This is a genomic window from Spirosoma lituiforme, from assembly GCF_054776635.1.
The window spans coordinates 35835-51116 of sequence record NZ_BAAHBO010000005.1 but is presented as its reverse complement, the minus strand read 5'-3'; the positions used below and the strand labels follow the sequence as shown (position 1 = coordinate 51116).

Annotated in this window: 11 protein-coding genes; 1 reads left to right on the top strand and 10 read right to left on the bottom strand. The window is 49.6% G+C overall.

The window, feature by feature from the left end:
* Window positions 1-34: 34 nt before the first annotated feature.
* Both ACYU87_RS17655 and ACYU87_RS17650 read right to left on the bottom strand, forming a co-directional pair.
* Window positions 35-1207, bottom strand: coding sequence for a sugar transferase (locus ACYU87_RS17655; protein WP_461135403.1), 1173 nt, complete (start codon window positions 1205-1207; stop codon window positions 35-37).
* Between the two features lie 22 nt (window positions 1208-1229).
* Window positions 1230-1664, bottom strand: coding sequence for a response regulator transcription factor (locus tag ACYU87_RS17650; RefSeq protein ID WP_461135402.1), 435 nt, complete (start codon window positions 1662-1664; stop codon window positions 1230-1232).
* A 435-nt stretch (window positions 1665-2099) separates the two neighbouring features.
* Between ACYU87_RS17650 and ACYU87_RS17645 the strand changes: the two genes are divergently transcribed.
* Window positions 2100-2408 carry a hypothetical protein gene (locus ACYU87_RS17645; protein WP_461135401.1) on the top strand — a complete coding sequence of 103 codons (309 nt, stop codon included), beginning with the start codon at window positions 2100-2102 and terminating at the stop codon, window positions 2406-2408.
* Between the two features lie 90 nt (window positions 2409-2498).
* Here the strand turns inward: ACYU87_RS17645 and ACYU87_RS17640 are convergent, their stop codons facing one another.
* The 8 genes from ACYU87_RS17640 to ACYU87_RS17605 form a co-directional block, all read right to left on the bottom strand.
* Complete coding sequence (locus ACYU87_RS17640; RefSeq protein ID WP_461135400.1) at window positions 2499-3614, bottom strand: hybrid sensor histidine kinase/response regulator; 1116 nt, start codon at window positions 3612-3614, stop codon at window positions 2499-2501.
* A 100-nt stretch (window positions 3615-3714) separates the two neighbouring features.
* A complete protein-coding gene (locus tag ACYU87_RS17635; RefSeq protein WP_461135399.1) occupies window positions 3715-4548 on the bottom strand; it encodes a CheR family methyltransferase in 834 nt (277 codons plus the stop codon).
* Window positions 4545-7952, bottom strand: a complete 3408-nt coding sequence (locus ACYU87_RS17630; protein ID WP_461135398.1) for a GAF domain-containing hybrid sensor histidine kinase/response regulator — start codon at window positions 7950-7952, stop codon at window positions 4545-4547. The genes ACYU87_RS17635 and ACYU87_RS17630 overlap by 4 nt, the downstream gene beginning before the upstream one ends.
* Before the next feature lie 220 nt (window positions 7953-8172).
* A complete protein-coding gene (locus ACYU87_RS17625; protein ID WP_461135397.1) occupies window positions 8173-8763 on the bottom strand; it encodes a chemotaxis protein CheB in 591 nt (196 codons plus the stop codon).
* Window positions 8745-9554, bottom strand: coding sequence for a CheR family methyltransferase (locus ACYU87_RS17620; RefSeq protein ID WP_461135396.1), 810 nt, complete (start codon window positions 9552-9554; stop codon window positions 8745-8747). Before ACYU87_RS17620 ends, ACYU87_RS17625 begins: the two co-directional genes overlap by 19 nt.
* Window positions 9555-9563: 9 nt before the next feature.
* Window positions 9564-9929, bottom strand: a complete 366-nt coding sequence (locus ACYU87_RS17615) for a response regulator (protein ID WP_461135395.1) — start codon at window positions 9927-9929, stop codon at window positions 9564-9566.
* A gap of 62 nt (window positions 9930-9991) precedes the next feature.
* Complete coding sequence (locus tag ACYU87_RS17610; protein ID WP_461135394.1) at window positions 9992-13660, bottom strand: response regulator; 3669 nt, start codon at window positions 13658-13660, stop codon at window positions 9992-9994.
* A 21-nt stretch (window positions 13661-13681) separates the two neighbouring features.
* Window positions 13682-15265: a hybrid sensor histidine kinase/response regulator gene (locus ACYU87_RS17605; protein WP_461135393.1), complete on the bottom strand. Its 1584-nt coding sequence runs from the start codon at window positions 15263-15265 to the stop codon at window positions 13682-13684.
* Window positions 15266-15282: the final 17 nt, after the last annotated feature.

Sequence of the window (15282 nt, the reverse complement as noted above, 5' to 3'; positions counted from 1 at the left end):
TCAAAGATAATTCGCGAAAGCGACAGGACGAGTCTTATACGTTCTCTTTCTGAAAAACGGCCTTAACTGTCCTGATCAAAATGATCAAATCCGTCTTGAACGAATATGTTTTCGCGTATAGTGCATCCAGATGAATCCGCTCCTGATCCGACACCCCCGCCTTGCCCCGTTTGGTTACCTGCCATAAACCAGTCAGACCAGCGGGTGCGGCAAAACGACGGGCATACCCTTTTGTCGTCAACTTTTCGGCTTCGTAGGGAGGAAGGGGGCGGTTACCCACGAACGACATATCGCCTTTCAGAATATTAATGAACTGGGGCAATTCGTCGATACTGGTGTTGCGTAGAAACTTACCGAGTCGGGTTACCCGGGGGTCTTCTTTGAATTTCATGAACATGGCCTTGGCATGACGCATGCGTTGCACCTGAACTTCGCAAACCTGCATATTGTCCTGAAACAATGGACGCTGGCAACCCGTGTTGGCCAGGCGACACGTTTCGCACAGTTCGTCGGGAGCCTGTTCGGGCTGGGCCGATTTGTACATATTCTGCGAGGCCATACCGGCAATCAGCTTGTCGGCTCCGGTACGCATGGTTCGGAATTTGTACATATCGAACAGCTTGTACCCCATACCAATTCGCCGGGATTTGTAAAAAATGGGCCCCTTTGAGTCAAGACGAATCAGAATGGCAACCACGATCAGGAGGGGCGATATGGCCAGCAAAAGTCCGAACGACAGAATAATATCGAAGAGACGTTTGCCTAGGGGGATGCGTTGATTTTTGGTATTTTTCAGTTCATGCCCGAACTCGTTGTAATTCTTGCGCCGAATCAGGTACGTCAGGCGATTCCGGAGGGCGGCTTCGTCGAACTCAAGCGGAAACACATCAATGGTTGGCCGGCCCTCGGCCTGAATATTTATATCCGTTTCTGCTTCAGCGCTGAGCAGCATTGTGGAGAACTCGTACTGAATTCGGCTCGAATCGATAATGTTCAGGAATTTCAGTCCGCCTAAGGCATCGTTTATGACGACCAGATCAACGGCTTCTCCGGCCTGTAAGCGCGTAATGGCTTCTGCCCGGCTGGTTACGGTGATCAGACGGACCATTTTGGCGAAGGCCTGGTAAAAGTCAAACGATCGTTCCGGATCGCTTTCTACATACATGACGCGGAAATCGCTTTCCTGAGTTATGGATTCCGATAACATACTAGTATTAGGAAAAGAAGGCCTATCGAAGTGGGCTTAAGCGCGTAGAGTCAAAATTGGAGCGGAAGTTCTGGCGTTCGGCGGTCCGACGCAGCAGGGCTTTAATTTTGGCTTTCACCTCAAGTGGGTTGAATGGTTTCACGATAAAATCATCGGCTCCCTGTTCGATGCAGGTAATCTTCAGGGCGCTATCTTCCATACTTGATAAGACAACGATGGGCACGTTGCGATACAGAGAACCAGCCCGGATCAGACCAATCAGCTCCTGACCATCTAGATGTGGCATCCGCAAATCAGTAAGAATAATATCCGGGAGGTTTCCTTTTTCCAGCCACGCCATTGCTTCAATGCCGTTTGTGCAGGAACTCAATTCAAACTCTGCGCTAAATGTGTGCTGGATGATCTTGCGGATATAGACATCATCATCAACATGTAATATATGGTACCGGTTTTCCATCAGGCTGTACTTTATAAGATAATGCGAGGATTACATTCAAATATAGTTAACTTATAGTTTATTGAAACATTAATAAGTAAATAAATTATAGCTTATTGATTTGTAGGTATCTTTTACGAATTAAACAGGTTACTCCTCTGGGCAAGTCACCTTGATTTCCTACAATATTATACGGCTGCAAATGACAGTTAGCTTTTTATACACCGTCTATCAGGCCATTTATTTTCTGCCTGATGGCATTTTTTTTAGCCTGGCTTTTGCGCTGGTAGATTAACTGTTATTGTTATATACGTATATTTGTATATAATTAATTACTAAATTTTATTAAAAGTAACAATGCGCTGTCTGTGTAATAAACCTGTTCTGAATTCGTCAGATACAGTTGAGCAGCCACTATTCATAACAGCAATTGAACTGATTTAGTCTACTACAGCAATGGTCTGGAAATTACATAAAATAATGGTCGGGGTACTGTTCCGGTGCGCTATTCTGGTCTGTTCTGGTCGTGCTGGCTCCGGTGAACTGGAATCTCAGATCAACAAACTCCATCGGCTTAAGCGGATCATTGTTTGGGTACGGCAGTATTACGGGCTGCATCCAAACTACGCTAGAGATACCTACGGTACCATGGAAAATTACCTCAGGCAGCATATCGCTGAATATGACTGGGCTCTGCTGACTCAGTTGCCATTCACTAAATCGAACCAGGATTCCATACTTCATTCGACCTTGGATGTTGCCTGATTTATTGATACGGGCAGGCCGCAGAACACCGTCAATCAACGAGAGTCTGCGGCCTGCCCGTATGGTGAAAACAAGGAGGTGATTGGCTTATCATTTTCGCCAGTTGAACAGCACCGTACACCCTTCTCCCGGCGCTGTAACTACCCTGAGTGTGCCTCCCTGTTCGTCAACCAGCATTTTAAGGATGTTGAGGCCAACGCCCGTACTGCTTTCCCGCTGCGACTGGCCGCCCGGCTGAAAAAGTCGAAAGAGTTTAGTCTGTTGCTCACTGGTCATACCTGGCCCGTTGTCGCGCACAAAAAATTCAACGAAATCCCCTTTCTCTGTGCCGCCCACCTCAACCCGGCCCTGTGCTTTGTCGTTGTACTTGATGGCGTTGCTCAACAGGTTCTGAAACACCTGCTGGAGCTTCACTTTTTTAGTGAGTAGCACCGGCATCGGCTCAATAACGGTTACCTGAATGTGTTTCGGGGGAAAGAGCCTATGAACGGTCTGCGTAACTAGTTCAGCCACATTGACTTCTTCAGAAATCTGCTGGCCAGCACTTTGGCGGGAATACTCCAGAATCGTACTGATCATCGAAGACAAGTGATACCCGGCTTCTTTCAGATCAGCAATGTAGGTTGCCAGGTCTGGTTGGGTGATGGGCTGAATCTCATTCATTCCGTCAACTATGTGCAACAGGGATATTAGTCCGGTAAGGGGCGACTTAAGGTCATGCGCAACGATATAGACGAACTTCTCAAGTTGCTTATTAATGGTGGCCATCTCAGCCGCTGACTGCTTCAGGGCCTGCTGGTAGAGCCATAACTGTTCAAACACGTTTACTTTCGCTTTCGTAACGTTGCTGTCCAGCGGTTTGGACAGGTAATCAACTGCGCCTTCCTCAAACCCTTTCATGACATACTGCTCATCTTTATTAATGGCCGTCACAAAAATGATGGAAATGTCGCGCGTTTTCTGGTTGGTTTTCAGGAACTTGGCTACTTCGAATCCATCCATGTCGGGCATTTGTACATCCAGCATGATGAGCCCGATCTGATCGTTTTTCAGGGCATATTTCAGGGCTTCGTTGCCCGATGTTGCTTTAATGAAGTGCCGATGGCCATTGTCCAGAAGCTCCTCCAGGACAAGGAGATTTTCGGGGCGATCATCGACCAGAAGGATTGTAAATGGAATAGGTTGCTTCGTAGAAGGAAACGTCATATAGTACTAATCAGGTTTTTACCACTAAAAGGCATGTATGATTTGGGACGAAACGAGGAATGTCTGGACGGATAATGAGAACGGTATGCTTACGTGCGTACTAACGAGTACGGCGAAAAATTTTGTTTTCGGCGCTAACGGGTTCAAACTGACTTTGCAGGTCTGTAAACAGAAGCGATTCTTTCGATCCGATAGCCAGATAGCCCAGTGAAGCCAGGCTGTCGTGAAAAAGTCGGATGGCGTGGTTCTGTAAATCTTTGTTGAAGTAGATAAGCACATTGCGGCAACAAACCAACTGAAACTCATTGAAGACGCGGTCAGTCACCAGGTTGTGCTGAGCGAACAGGATTGAGTCTCTCAAATTCTTATTCATAACAACGTGGTCACCGTGCACCGTGTAATAAGACGAAAAGTCTGTTTTGCCACCGGCCTGTTTATAGTTGAGGGCATACTCGCTCATCATTTGCGTTGGCATGTGGCCCAGCCGGGCCTTTTCCAGATTGGCTCCATTGAGGTCGGTTGCGTAAATCCGGCAGCGTTCCAGTAGGCTGGCTTCCTTCAGCAGAATTGCCATCGAATAAACCTCCTCGCCCGTGGAGCAGCCCGCGTGCCATATTTTGATGATGGGGTACGAAGCCAGTAAGGGTAAAACCTTTTCCCGCAGCGTAGTGTAAAAAGGTGGATCACGAAACATTTCGGTTACGTTCACCATAATTGTCTGCAAAAACCAGGCAAAAAATGCCGCATCGTTGGCTAGCTGGAACCGGAGTGCAAACACCGTTTGAATATTGACCAGACTCATACAGCGCAGGATTCGGCGTTTGAGCGACGCCTGGGCATAATTGGTGAAATCATAGCCGTACACGACTCGCACCAGTGTCAGAATCTCGTCCAGCTCAGCCGTACTCAGTTGACAATCAGGTTTTGTGATCATGCCGGTATCCAGTTGTGCATCCGCTCCAGCAACTGGTTAATGTCGAGCGGTTTGGTGATATAATCGGACGCGCCGGCTTCCAGGCACTTTTCGCGGTCGCCGGGCATGGCTTTGGCCGTGAGCGCAATGATGGGCAAATCGGTGAATCGGTTATCCATCCGAATCCGTCGGGTGGCTTCATAACCATCCATGACCGGCATCATAATGTCCATCAGAACCAGGTCTAGCTGGGGGTGCTCGTTCAGGGTGTCGAGGGCTTCCTGACCATCGCTGGCGGTAATGACCGTTAAGTGCTGTTCTTCCAGCAAGGTGCTGATGGAGAATACGTTACGCATGTCATCATCAACGAGCAACACGGTTTTCCCTGCCCAGTCTGCCTGAACCGGCGCGGGTTGTTCTTCGGACGCAGGTAGCGGGTCCACTACGTTTCGCTCCTGTACTTTATACAGAAACAGTTCCAGCTGATCCATAAGCCGGTCCTTTGCCTGAACGGAGTCATGCACGACGGTATCCGATAGTTTTTTTAGTTGTAATTCATCGAAACTGGACAGTTCATTATCCAGGTAAATAATAACCGGAATCTGGTTATCGTCCATGGCATCCTGGAGCTGGCGTAATGTATGAATGCCCTGTTCCAGATTTTTGCCAATATCGGCGATCACACAGTCATACCCCTTATCATGCACGCGCTGAAGCGCTTTTTCGTCCAGTGCCGCGTAATCGCAGGTGATGTCGAAATGCCGTTCGTTAATGAGTTTGGTCAATGAATTGTTGGGCAGATAGTCGCCGGAGAGAACCAGCACGTTTTTTATCTGCTCCGTAATGCGGTCGCTGATCCGGGCAAAGGCATCATCCAGATCCTGCTTTTTCAACGGTTTCTGTAGATACGCCAGGGCCCCCGGCAGTGCCTGTTTGGGCTCGTCGCTGGCTGATATGACATGAACCGGAATGTGCTTCAGGTGTACATCATCTTTCAGAATTCTGAGGATGCTGATGCCGTCGAGTACAGGCAATTGCAGGTCGAGGATAATGGCCGTCGGTTCGTACTGACGGGCGTAGATCAGGCCTTCGTCGCCCTGTAAGGCAACGAGTGTCTTGTATCCTTTTGACCGGGAGAAGTCGCGGACGATGCTGGCAAAACGGACATCATCTTCGACAATGAGCATCACCTTATCGCCTTTGGTAATGCTGTCTCGGTCATCGGCAACGGCATTTTGCTGCACGACGGGCATTGGTTGGCTGGTCGTACTGGCCGAGGCACTCCAGTAAGCCCTATCCGCTTTGGTCTGGGCAGATTCGGTGGGCTGCGAATCGGTGCCTGAAGGCGGCAACCAGATTGTAAAGGTGCTTCCGACGCCTTCTTCACTCTGAACGGTAATTTCACCTCCCAGGCGTTTGATTAGTTCCCGGCTGATGGATAAACCCAGACCCGTTCCGCCGTATTTACGACTTGTCGACCCATCAACCTGTTGAAAAGCTTCGAAAATGAGTTGCTGCTTATCGGCTGGAATGCCGATTCCCGTATCCGAAACCGAAATGGCCAGCAGGGCGTTTTCCTGGCGAAGTTCCTGCCGACTGAGCGACCTGTTAGAGGCCATGGCGAAGTTCAGCGTAACACGGCCATCGGTCGGCGTAAACTTAAACGCGTTAGATAACAGATTCTTAAGGATTTGCCCAAGCCGCAGCCGATCGGTTGTTATTTCTTTCGGGACTGATTCATGAACGGTTGTGATGAGCTGTACTTTTTTCTCTTCGGCTACCACCGTAAATAATTGACTCAGGTCCCGAACGACACTTTTCACCGAAACCGATTCCTGCTGTACGTCGATATGTCCTGCCTCGATTTTAGCCAGATCCAGAATGTCGTTGATAAGCCCCAGCAAGTCATTTCCCGATTTATGAATGACGTTGGCGTACTCGATTTGCTTTGTTGTCAGGTTATTGGATTTATTGTCGGCCAGCAGTTTCGCCAGAATGAGCACGCTATTGAGCGGGGTTCGCAATTCGTGCGACATGTTGGCTAAGAAGGCCGATTTGTATTGACTGCTCACCTCCAGTTCACGCGCCTTCAGGGAAAGTGACTGCCGGGAAATTTCGACCGTTTCATTTTTCTCAACCAGTTCCGCATTGATCTGCCGGAGTTCTTCCTGTTGTACTTTCAGTTCTTCCTCTGATTCCTGTAAGCTTTGAGCCTGTCGCATAAGCGATTCGTTCGACTGGCGAAGTTCTTCTTGCTGACTGGCTACCAGATCGTTCTGCTGCTGTACCTTCTCCAGGAGGGCTCGTACCTGTACGTGCGTTTGCGCCGAGTTAATGGCTACGGCCAATGGCTCCATCAGGCGCTTGAGCAAGGCTATAACGGTGGGCTCCAGCGTTCGGAAGGCAGCCAGTTCGAGCACGCCAATCAGTTCCCGGTTTTTCCGATACCAGAGCGGAACCAGTACCAGTTGGCCCGGCTGTGCTTCTCCGCTACCCGATTTCAGTTCCCAGTATTCGGCTGGTACCTGATTGACCGTCAGAATTTTTTGCCCCTGGCTGGCCTGACCCACCAGCCCCTCATCCAACCCGAACGAGCACGACACATCGGCCGGTAGTCCGATGGCAGCAACGCGCTCCAACCGACGCTCACCTGCATTGAACAGGTAAACGGCCCCTGCCGGTAAGTCGAGGTGATCGGCCAGGGTTGTGATAATGTTTCTGGCTATATCCTGGGGGCTGTCCTGATCCTGCAAACTCTGGCTAATAGCCGACAAACCAGTGAGTTGCCAGTTTCGTTCTTCACTCTCCTGGTTATAGATTTGCAGCTTCGTGAGGTTTTCCTTTATCTCGCGTTCGGCCCGCCGACGTTTTCTGAACTCGCCAAAAATGACCAGGATTAAAATAGCAATGTTAACGACTGCCACCAGAACCGCAACCCACATGGCACACTCCTCCATGTAATCGGTATCGGCTTCTTCCTTCTGCCTTACCAGCAAGCCGTGCCGTGCCTGCTGGTTGATCTGGTTCAACTGTTCACGAATGGTATCGAGTTGGCTGGTATTGCCTGACAGATAAGCCCTTGTCCGTTTCTCGACCTGATTGAAGCGGTTAAACTGCGACGGTTCGGAAGCGAGTAAGCGCCTTAGCTCACTCAGGTTCCGCTCAATGGTCGATACGGCTATGAGATACGAAGGTGATTTGGGAGCGGCTATTACCGTTGCTGCCTGTAAAGGCGTGGTCTTTAGCTCCAGTAAAGATACTTCGAGGCTTGCCAGACGTTCCGTAATTGTCTCAATTTGTGTAGAGAGAGTTAACAGCGCGTCGTGTCGGCGAAAAGCACTAAAGTAAAGTAGAATGATAACGGGTACCGTCAGAAAAGCGAGCCCAGTGCTGAGATATATTCGACCAGTTAAAGATTTTATCATTTACTATTTTTTATTATAATAAATAATAAAGATACATATACGAAAAAATAAAAACAAAATAATTGCTTGGATACCCGTTCTGTATTTTTATTGAAATGACCAATTGATTTCGCTTTGTGATTTTATTGGGCTTCAGAGAAGACGAATCAGTAGTTCGTAGGAAGCTGATTAGCTTGATTTTAGGGGTTAATAGTATAACGCAAAGTTAGAAAAGCACTGCTTAGTGATTGCCACTCAATTCATTTAAAAAGGAAGCAAGACCGGGTACATCCAGCACGTAATCGACTTCGTTCATCAGCATCGCCTGTTGCGGCATAAACCCGACCAGCGCCGTTTCAGGTTTCTGCACTACTAACGTACCTCCTGCTCTTTTTATGGCGCTCATGCCCAGACTACCATCGGCGTTGGCGCCGGATAGCAGGATACCGACTAAAGCGGGTCCATATACGTCGGCGGCTGACTCGAAGGTGACGTCAATGGAAGGGCGGCTGTAGTTGACTTTTTCGGAATCGTCGAGCGCGGCTACTTTGTTTTGTTCAATCAGCAGGTGGTAGTCGGCGGGGACCAGGTAGATGCTGCCGGGCTTAATGACATCTTTATCGTCTACTTCGACAAGTGGGTTGTTTGTCTTGAGTGCGAATAAATTGGCCAGGGTCGAGTCGGCCGTGTTTTTGCGGTGCACCACAATAATGAGTGCAAACGATAAGGGTGTCGGTAACTGGGGCAGCAGGCTAAGTAGCACTTCAATACTACCGGTAGAGCCCCCAATAACAACGGCTTCACATGAAGGAATTAGTTTACTTTCCGCCATATCTTTTCAGTCCCTACTTGTTTGAATCGTGGCTGTATTGTCGAGAATTTCAAGGTTTCTTTAGCACCCAGCGCCAGGTAGCCCAATGGTGCGAGACTTTCATCGAACAGGCTCATAACCCGCTGCTGAAGCGCTTTGTCAAAATAGATCAGTACATTCCGGCAAATAATCAGATCAAACTCATTGAACGACCGGTCGGATACCAGATTATGGGTTGAAAAAACCATTTTTTCGGAAAGGTCATCGCGAAACTTAACGTACCCGTAATGGGCCGTGTAGTAGGATGAAAAATCGTGAATGCCGCCGGATTGAATGTAGCTTTCTGAATACTGTTTCATTGGGGCCAGCGTAAAAATGCCTTTTCGGGCCGCTTCCAGCACTTCCGGATTCAGATCCGTTGCGTAGAGTAACGATTTGTGAAGCAGGTTGGCTTCCTGAAGCAAAATCGCCATGGAAAAAACTTCTTCACCCGTGGAGCAGCCAGCGTGCCAGATTCTGATAAACGGCTTAGCAGCTAATGTGGGTAAGACTTCGGTTCGTAGAATTCTGTAGAACTGCGGATCCCGAAACATTTCAGTTACGTTGACCGTAATTTCCTGAACGAAGCGTTTTACGTAAATTGTGTCTGACCGAATCCGGTAACTCAACTCGGCGAAGCCCGGAAACTTGTCTAAAAGTACTATGCGATTAATCCGGCGCTTTAAAGACGCCCTCGAATAGTGGGTGAAGTCGTACCCGTACAGGTCGAGCAGATCGGTTAATAAAAGATCTACTTCATTCTCCTCAATCATGGTGGTTTGTTAGATAGTCGATAGCAGCAACACCAGCCGGTCCACGTCGATGGGCTTGGCTATGTAATCCGTTGCGCCTGCCCGCAGGCACTTTTCCCGATCGCCTGGCATGGCCTGAGCCGTTACGGCAAAAATGGGCGTATCGGTTCGGTTGACCAGGTTTTTAATATGCGGAATGGCTTCATAACCGTCCATTTCGGGCATCATCATATCCATGAGAATCGCGTCAACGACTTCGTCTGTTCGTAACAGGTCGATGGCTTCCCGGGCGCTATTGCAGGCCATACAGACGAATGATTTCGCCTGAAGGGTCGCCTTAAGCGCAAAAATATTTCTGGGATCATCGTCGATGATTAATACCCGTTTTTTGTCCATTTTGTTAATTGTTCCAGTATTCGGATATAAAGAAGCCCTGGCGGGTTTCAGCCGTTGTTTACTTATTTTCTGTCGTAGAGCCAAACGCGCAGTAGGGACACAAGCTGATCAATATCAACCGGTTTGGTGATGTAATCGGACGCACCAGCCTGAATGCATTTTTCGCGGTCGCCAGTCATGGCTTTGGCCGTTACGGCAATAACCGGCAGGTTCTTCCACTGGTAATGTTCCCTGATTTTCTGTGCCGTTTCGTAACCATCCATCTGGGGCATCATCATGTCGAGCAGCACAATGTCGATGGCGGGGTTTTCGTCCAGTTTTTGCAGCGCTTCTTTCCCGTCCAGCGCGGCTACAACCTTCATGTTGTACTGTTCAAGGGCTTTTGAGAGCGAGAAGATATTACGCACATCGTCGTCGGCAACCAGTACCGTTTTTTGATTAAGTACCTGACCCAAAGCCCCGAGTTTTTTCGAAACGCTGGTTTTGTCGGTCGTTTGTTTGTTTTCCTCAACAAGATGCAGGAACAACGATACTTCGTCGATCATGCGCTGGTAAGAATGAGCTGTCTTGACAATGATCGAGTCCGCGTACTTCTTGATTTTCAGTTCTTCCGACATCGACAGGCTTTTGCCGGTAAAAATGATGATCGGTACGGATTCCAGTCCCGGGTTTTTCTTGGCTTCCTCCAGCGCTTCGTAGGCATTTGCGTTTGGAATGCCCATGTCCAGAATCACGCAGTCTACTTCCTTATTCTTCAGGGCATCGACGCCCTCGGAAATATTGTTTTTCAGTTCCGACGTGATGTTAAACGTTTCCAGGAAATAGGCAAGGGCCTTGGCGTGCTTGGCGTTATCTTCAATAATCAGCACCTTTTTGGCCTCCCGATTCAGGACATATTCTATCTTCTTGAAGACTTCGTGAAGCTGCTCGAAGGCTACCGGTTTGTCGACAAAGTCAATGGCCCCTTTCAACAGGCTCTCGTTTTTCATCTTGTGCGATGACATGATGTGCACAGGAATGGGTCTGGTCTGTGGGTTGGCTTTCAGGGCATCCATCACCTGCCAGCCACTCATTACCGGAAGCTGAATATCCAGCAGAATGCCTAGGGGGTTGTAGGCGGCCGCCAGCCTGAGACCTTCGTCACCCTGAACCGCCACGATACCCTTGTAGCCCTTCTTCCGGGTATAGTCAAGCAACGATTTGGCAAAATTTGTATCGTCTTCTACGATAAGGATTGTCTTGTCGTTTTCCGTTATCGAGTCACGATCGTCGGGAATGGCATCCGGAATGGTGGTGCTGATGTACTTCTCACCCGGCAATTCAGCCGGTGCCTGAGCGGTGGCTGAATTCGTTGGGTGGGGCTTAAACGTAGGCGTCATGGCTATGGTATGTGAAGAGCCAACATTCGGAACAGGCTGCTGATTATGAGGTACTCCGGATGCGAGGGCCAGGTGCGTACCTGAAATGGGAATGAGTACGGTAAACGCTGAACCCTCGTTTATCTGGCTGGTTAGTGTAATTTCGCCCCCCAGGAGCTTGGCCAGTTCGCGGCTGATGGACAGACCCAGACCAGTGCCACCGTATTTCCGTTTGGTAGACCCATCTGCCTGCTGGAAGGCTTCAAAAACGAGTGGCTGCTTTTCGGGGGCGATGCCAATTCCCGTATCCTTAACAAGGAAACAGAGTTTGTCGTCCGGTTGCCCCTGCTGCCGTTTGACGGTGAGCGAAACGCTGCCCGCTGCCGTAAATTTAAGCGCGTTGGCGAGCAGATTCTTGAGCACCTGGCCCAGCCGCATTTGGTCGGTATGAATGACGGCAGGAACGCCTGCTTCTACATCAATGGTGAACGCCAGTCCTTTCTCCCTGGCCATGATTCCGAACAGCGATTGCAGCTCGTCCGTAATTTCGGCAACCGCAACATTCTGATAGTCAAGTGTCATCTGTCCGGCTTCGATCTTCGACAGATCGAGAATCTCATCAATTAGCCCCAGTAACCCGTTCCCTGACGACTGGATGACACGGGCATACTCGACCTGATCCCTGGAAAGCGAGTTTTCGTGATTTTCGGCCAGTAACCGGCTGAGGAGCAAAATGGAGTTGAGGGGCGTCCGCAGTTCGTGGGACATATTCGCCAGAAACTCCGACTTGTACCGTGTCGTCAGCTCCAGTTCATCGGCTTTCTTCTGAATCTCGTCATTTTTTTCTTCCAGCAGCATGCCCCGCTCTTCAAGTTCGGCATTGGTTTGTTGGAGTTCCTCCTGCTGAACCCGCAATTCTTCTTCTGATGCCTGTAGTTTCTGGGCCTGCATTTCGAGTTCGGCATTCAGGTTTTCCATTTCTGCATGCTGAGCCTGCAATTCTTCGGCCTGTGCCTGTGTCTCTTCCAGGAAATTTTGCAACCGCAGGTAGTCAAGCGCGGAGTTGAGACCAATCGCCATAATTTCCCGGTTCTGCTCCAGGAAGTCCAACTCCAGCGTAGTCGGCTTTTTAAGGAGCCCAAGTTCGAGAACGCCAAGGCACATATCGCCGTAAATGAGGGGGACGATAACCAGCGCCGTTGGTCGAACCTGTCCCAGCGAAGACGTTATCTGGCTGTATTCCGCCGGAATATCCTGCACAAGAATGGTCTTCTTCCGATCAATGGCCTGCCCAATGAGCCCATCGCCAGCCTGAATAGAAACGGGCACCTGGTGAGCCGCGTAACTACCCGCCAGCGTGAATGTACCTTCCCGATCAAGCAGGTAGAGGGTGCCCAGTGGGGCGCTTGTGTACTCGGCAATCGTGTCGATCAGGCGGGTAGCCAGCCGACTTACGTCTTTTTCCCCCCGAATGGCTTCGCTTAGTTTGACCGTACCGGCCTGAAGCCAGTTTCTGTCTGTCAAATCCCGGAACGTCTGCTGAAGGGCGTTGGCCATCTGATTCAGTGCCTTCGCAATGCGGCCCAGGTCATCGTCGCTGGTGTCCAGACTCCGCGCCGAATAATCACCCCCGGCAATTTCCTGGGTAACGTCTTCCATGAGGGCAATGCGCCCCGTCGTTTCAATGTAGTTTTCTTCGGCCAGCAATTGTTGTCTCAGCCTGTCTTCGAGGTCTTTCTTGATCCGAAGGTACGTAAATGCCGTAATCAGGATGGAGACGAGGGCGGCAATGACCAGCAGAAAAGGGGTATAGACGATGTACAGTTCCTGCTGCTTGAGACGCTCCTGCAACAAGGCATTTTCGTCCATCTTTGTCTGGGCCACCACCACCCGCAGGTCGTCCATGATTTGCTTGCCCCGCACCATTTCTTTATGACGGGCCACCGTGTCGCGCAGAAACGATTTGTTCTGTCTGGCCAGATCAATGATTCGCTGCATCTGCGTGAACTTGGCCTTATACAGCGCCTTTATCTGGGCAAGGTGTCTTTTCTGAGATGGATTATCGGCGGTTAGCTCGACCAGGCGATCGTGACTGGTTTCTACCTTCTCCAGACTGCCGATATAGGGTTGTAAAAAAAGCGGATCGAGCGTAAATAAAAACCCACGCTGCCCCGTTTCGGCATCCTTGGCCGTAGAAATAATGTTTTCCGCTTCGATTAGTACCTGGTTGGTGTGGTTAACCAGTTCGGAGTTACGAATAAGCTGCTGAATGCTGTAATAGGAGGCCGTAAGGCTGATCAGCAGCAGCAGTGTCGAAAGGGTAAAAACGGATTGTAGTTGTCGTATAACCGAGTTTGTCGTCTTTTTTGGCATGAGGAATGGATTAATCACGGTCTAGGTAGCAGATACCAGGCTGGTTTGACTGACCGGTAAAACCAGGATAAAACGGGCTCCCTCGCCAATCCGGCTCTGGGCTGAAATAAGGCCGTGGTGTTTGTCGATATTCTTTTTGGCGATGGCGAGGCCGATGCCGGTGCCTTCGTAATGCGCTTTGGTATGAAGCCGCTGGAAAATGACGAAAATACGACTCAGAAATTTCTCGTCGAAGCCAATACCATTGTCCTGAACGATAATCCGGCAGAAAGGTCCCGTAGGGCAGGGGTTGCCGTCAATGGCCTTGGTATCAATTCGTTCGGCCTGAATGGTTATAACGGGCGGCACCGATTCTTTCGAAAATTTGAGGGCGTTGCTGATCAGGTTCTGGAAAATTTGCCGCATACGCGTCGGAATGGCATCAATGAACGGTAATGGCCCAACGTTTACAACGGCTCCCTTTCGCTGTAGAGCATCGTCAAAGTCCAGGATGAGTTCGTCCAGTAGCGTATTGAGATTCGTTGGCTGAAAGGCTTCCGGGACGGAGAGTTGGGAATAAGCGAGCAGGTCATTGATAAGGGTAGACATGCGCGCCGACGACCGGATGGATCGGTCGAGGTACGAAACGGCGTCGGGGTTTTCTTTGAGGTACTTTTCCTTGATGGTATCGTTCAGCAACTGTATTTTCCGGAGGGGTTCTTTCAAATCGTGCGATACGACCCAGGTAAATTGCTGCAATTCGTGGTTGGTTTGCTCCAGTTCGGTGTTTTTAAGCGTAAGTTCACTTGTTCGTAATGCCACTTGTTGCTCCAGCAGTTCGGCGGCCTGTTTCTGCGGATGAATGTCCGTAAACGTGCCAATCCACCGGCTCAGTACACCCTGTTGCCTGATTGGAATGATCCGTAACAGATGGTGCCGGAAGTCGCCCGTGTTGAGACTTTTCAGACGTACCTCGCGGTTCAGTTCCTCTTCAGCGGCAAAGGCCTGCGCCCAGTCATCATACATATCGTCGTCGGGGTGAGTTTCCGGGAAGGTTGATGAACTGGCTGCGTATTGAAACCAGTGCTCGTTTACATACTCGATTTTACCACTGGCCTCGATGGTAAAGGCCATTTGAGGCAGGGAGGACAGTATACTCTGCAACACCTGCATTTGCTCGGTTAAAGCTTCCTGCGCCTGTTTTCGTACCTCTACTTCTTTCCGAAGGGAGTCCTGCGTGGCCCGTAACTCCTGCTGCTGCCGGTATAACTTCCGAAGCGTTTTAACTTTCAGAACCAGAATGTCCGGATCGACGGGTTTGGTCAGATAGTCAACACCACCCGATGTATAGCCTTTGGTAATGAATTTTTTGTCGGTGTTGACCGCCGACAAAAAAATGATGGATGTATCTTTTGTTTTGCTGAACCCGGCAATGGCATTGGCCACTTCGAATCCATCCATACCGGGCATTTGTACATCGAGGATGATGACGGCATAATCCGTTTTCAGCACCTTTCTCAATGCTTCCTCACCCGATTCGGCGGTATCGACCGAAAAGTGATGTAGTTCGAGAATTTTCTTTAACGGAATGATATTCTCTGGCCTGTCATCAACAAGAAGAATCATGAATAATCTGAGAAAAC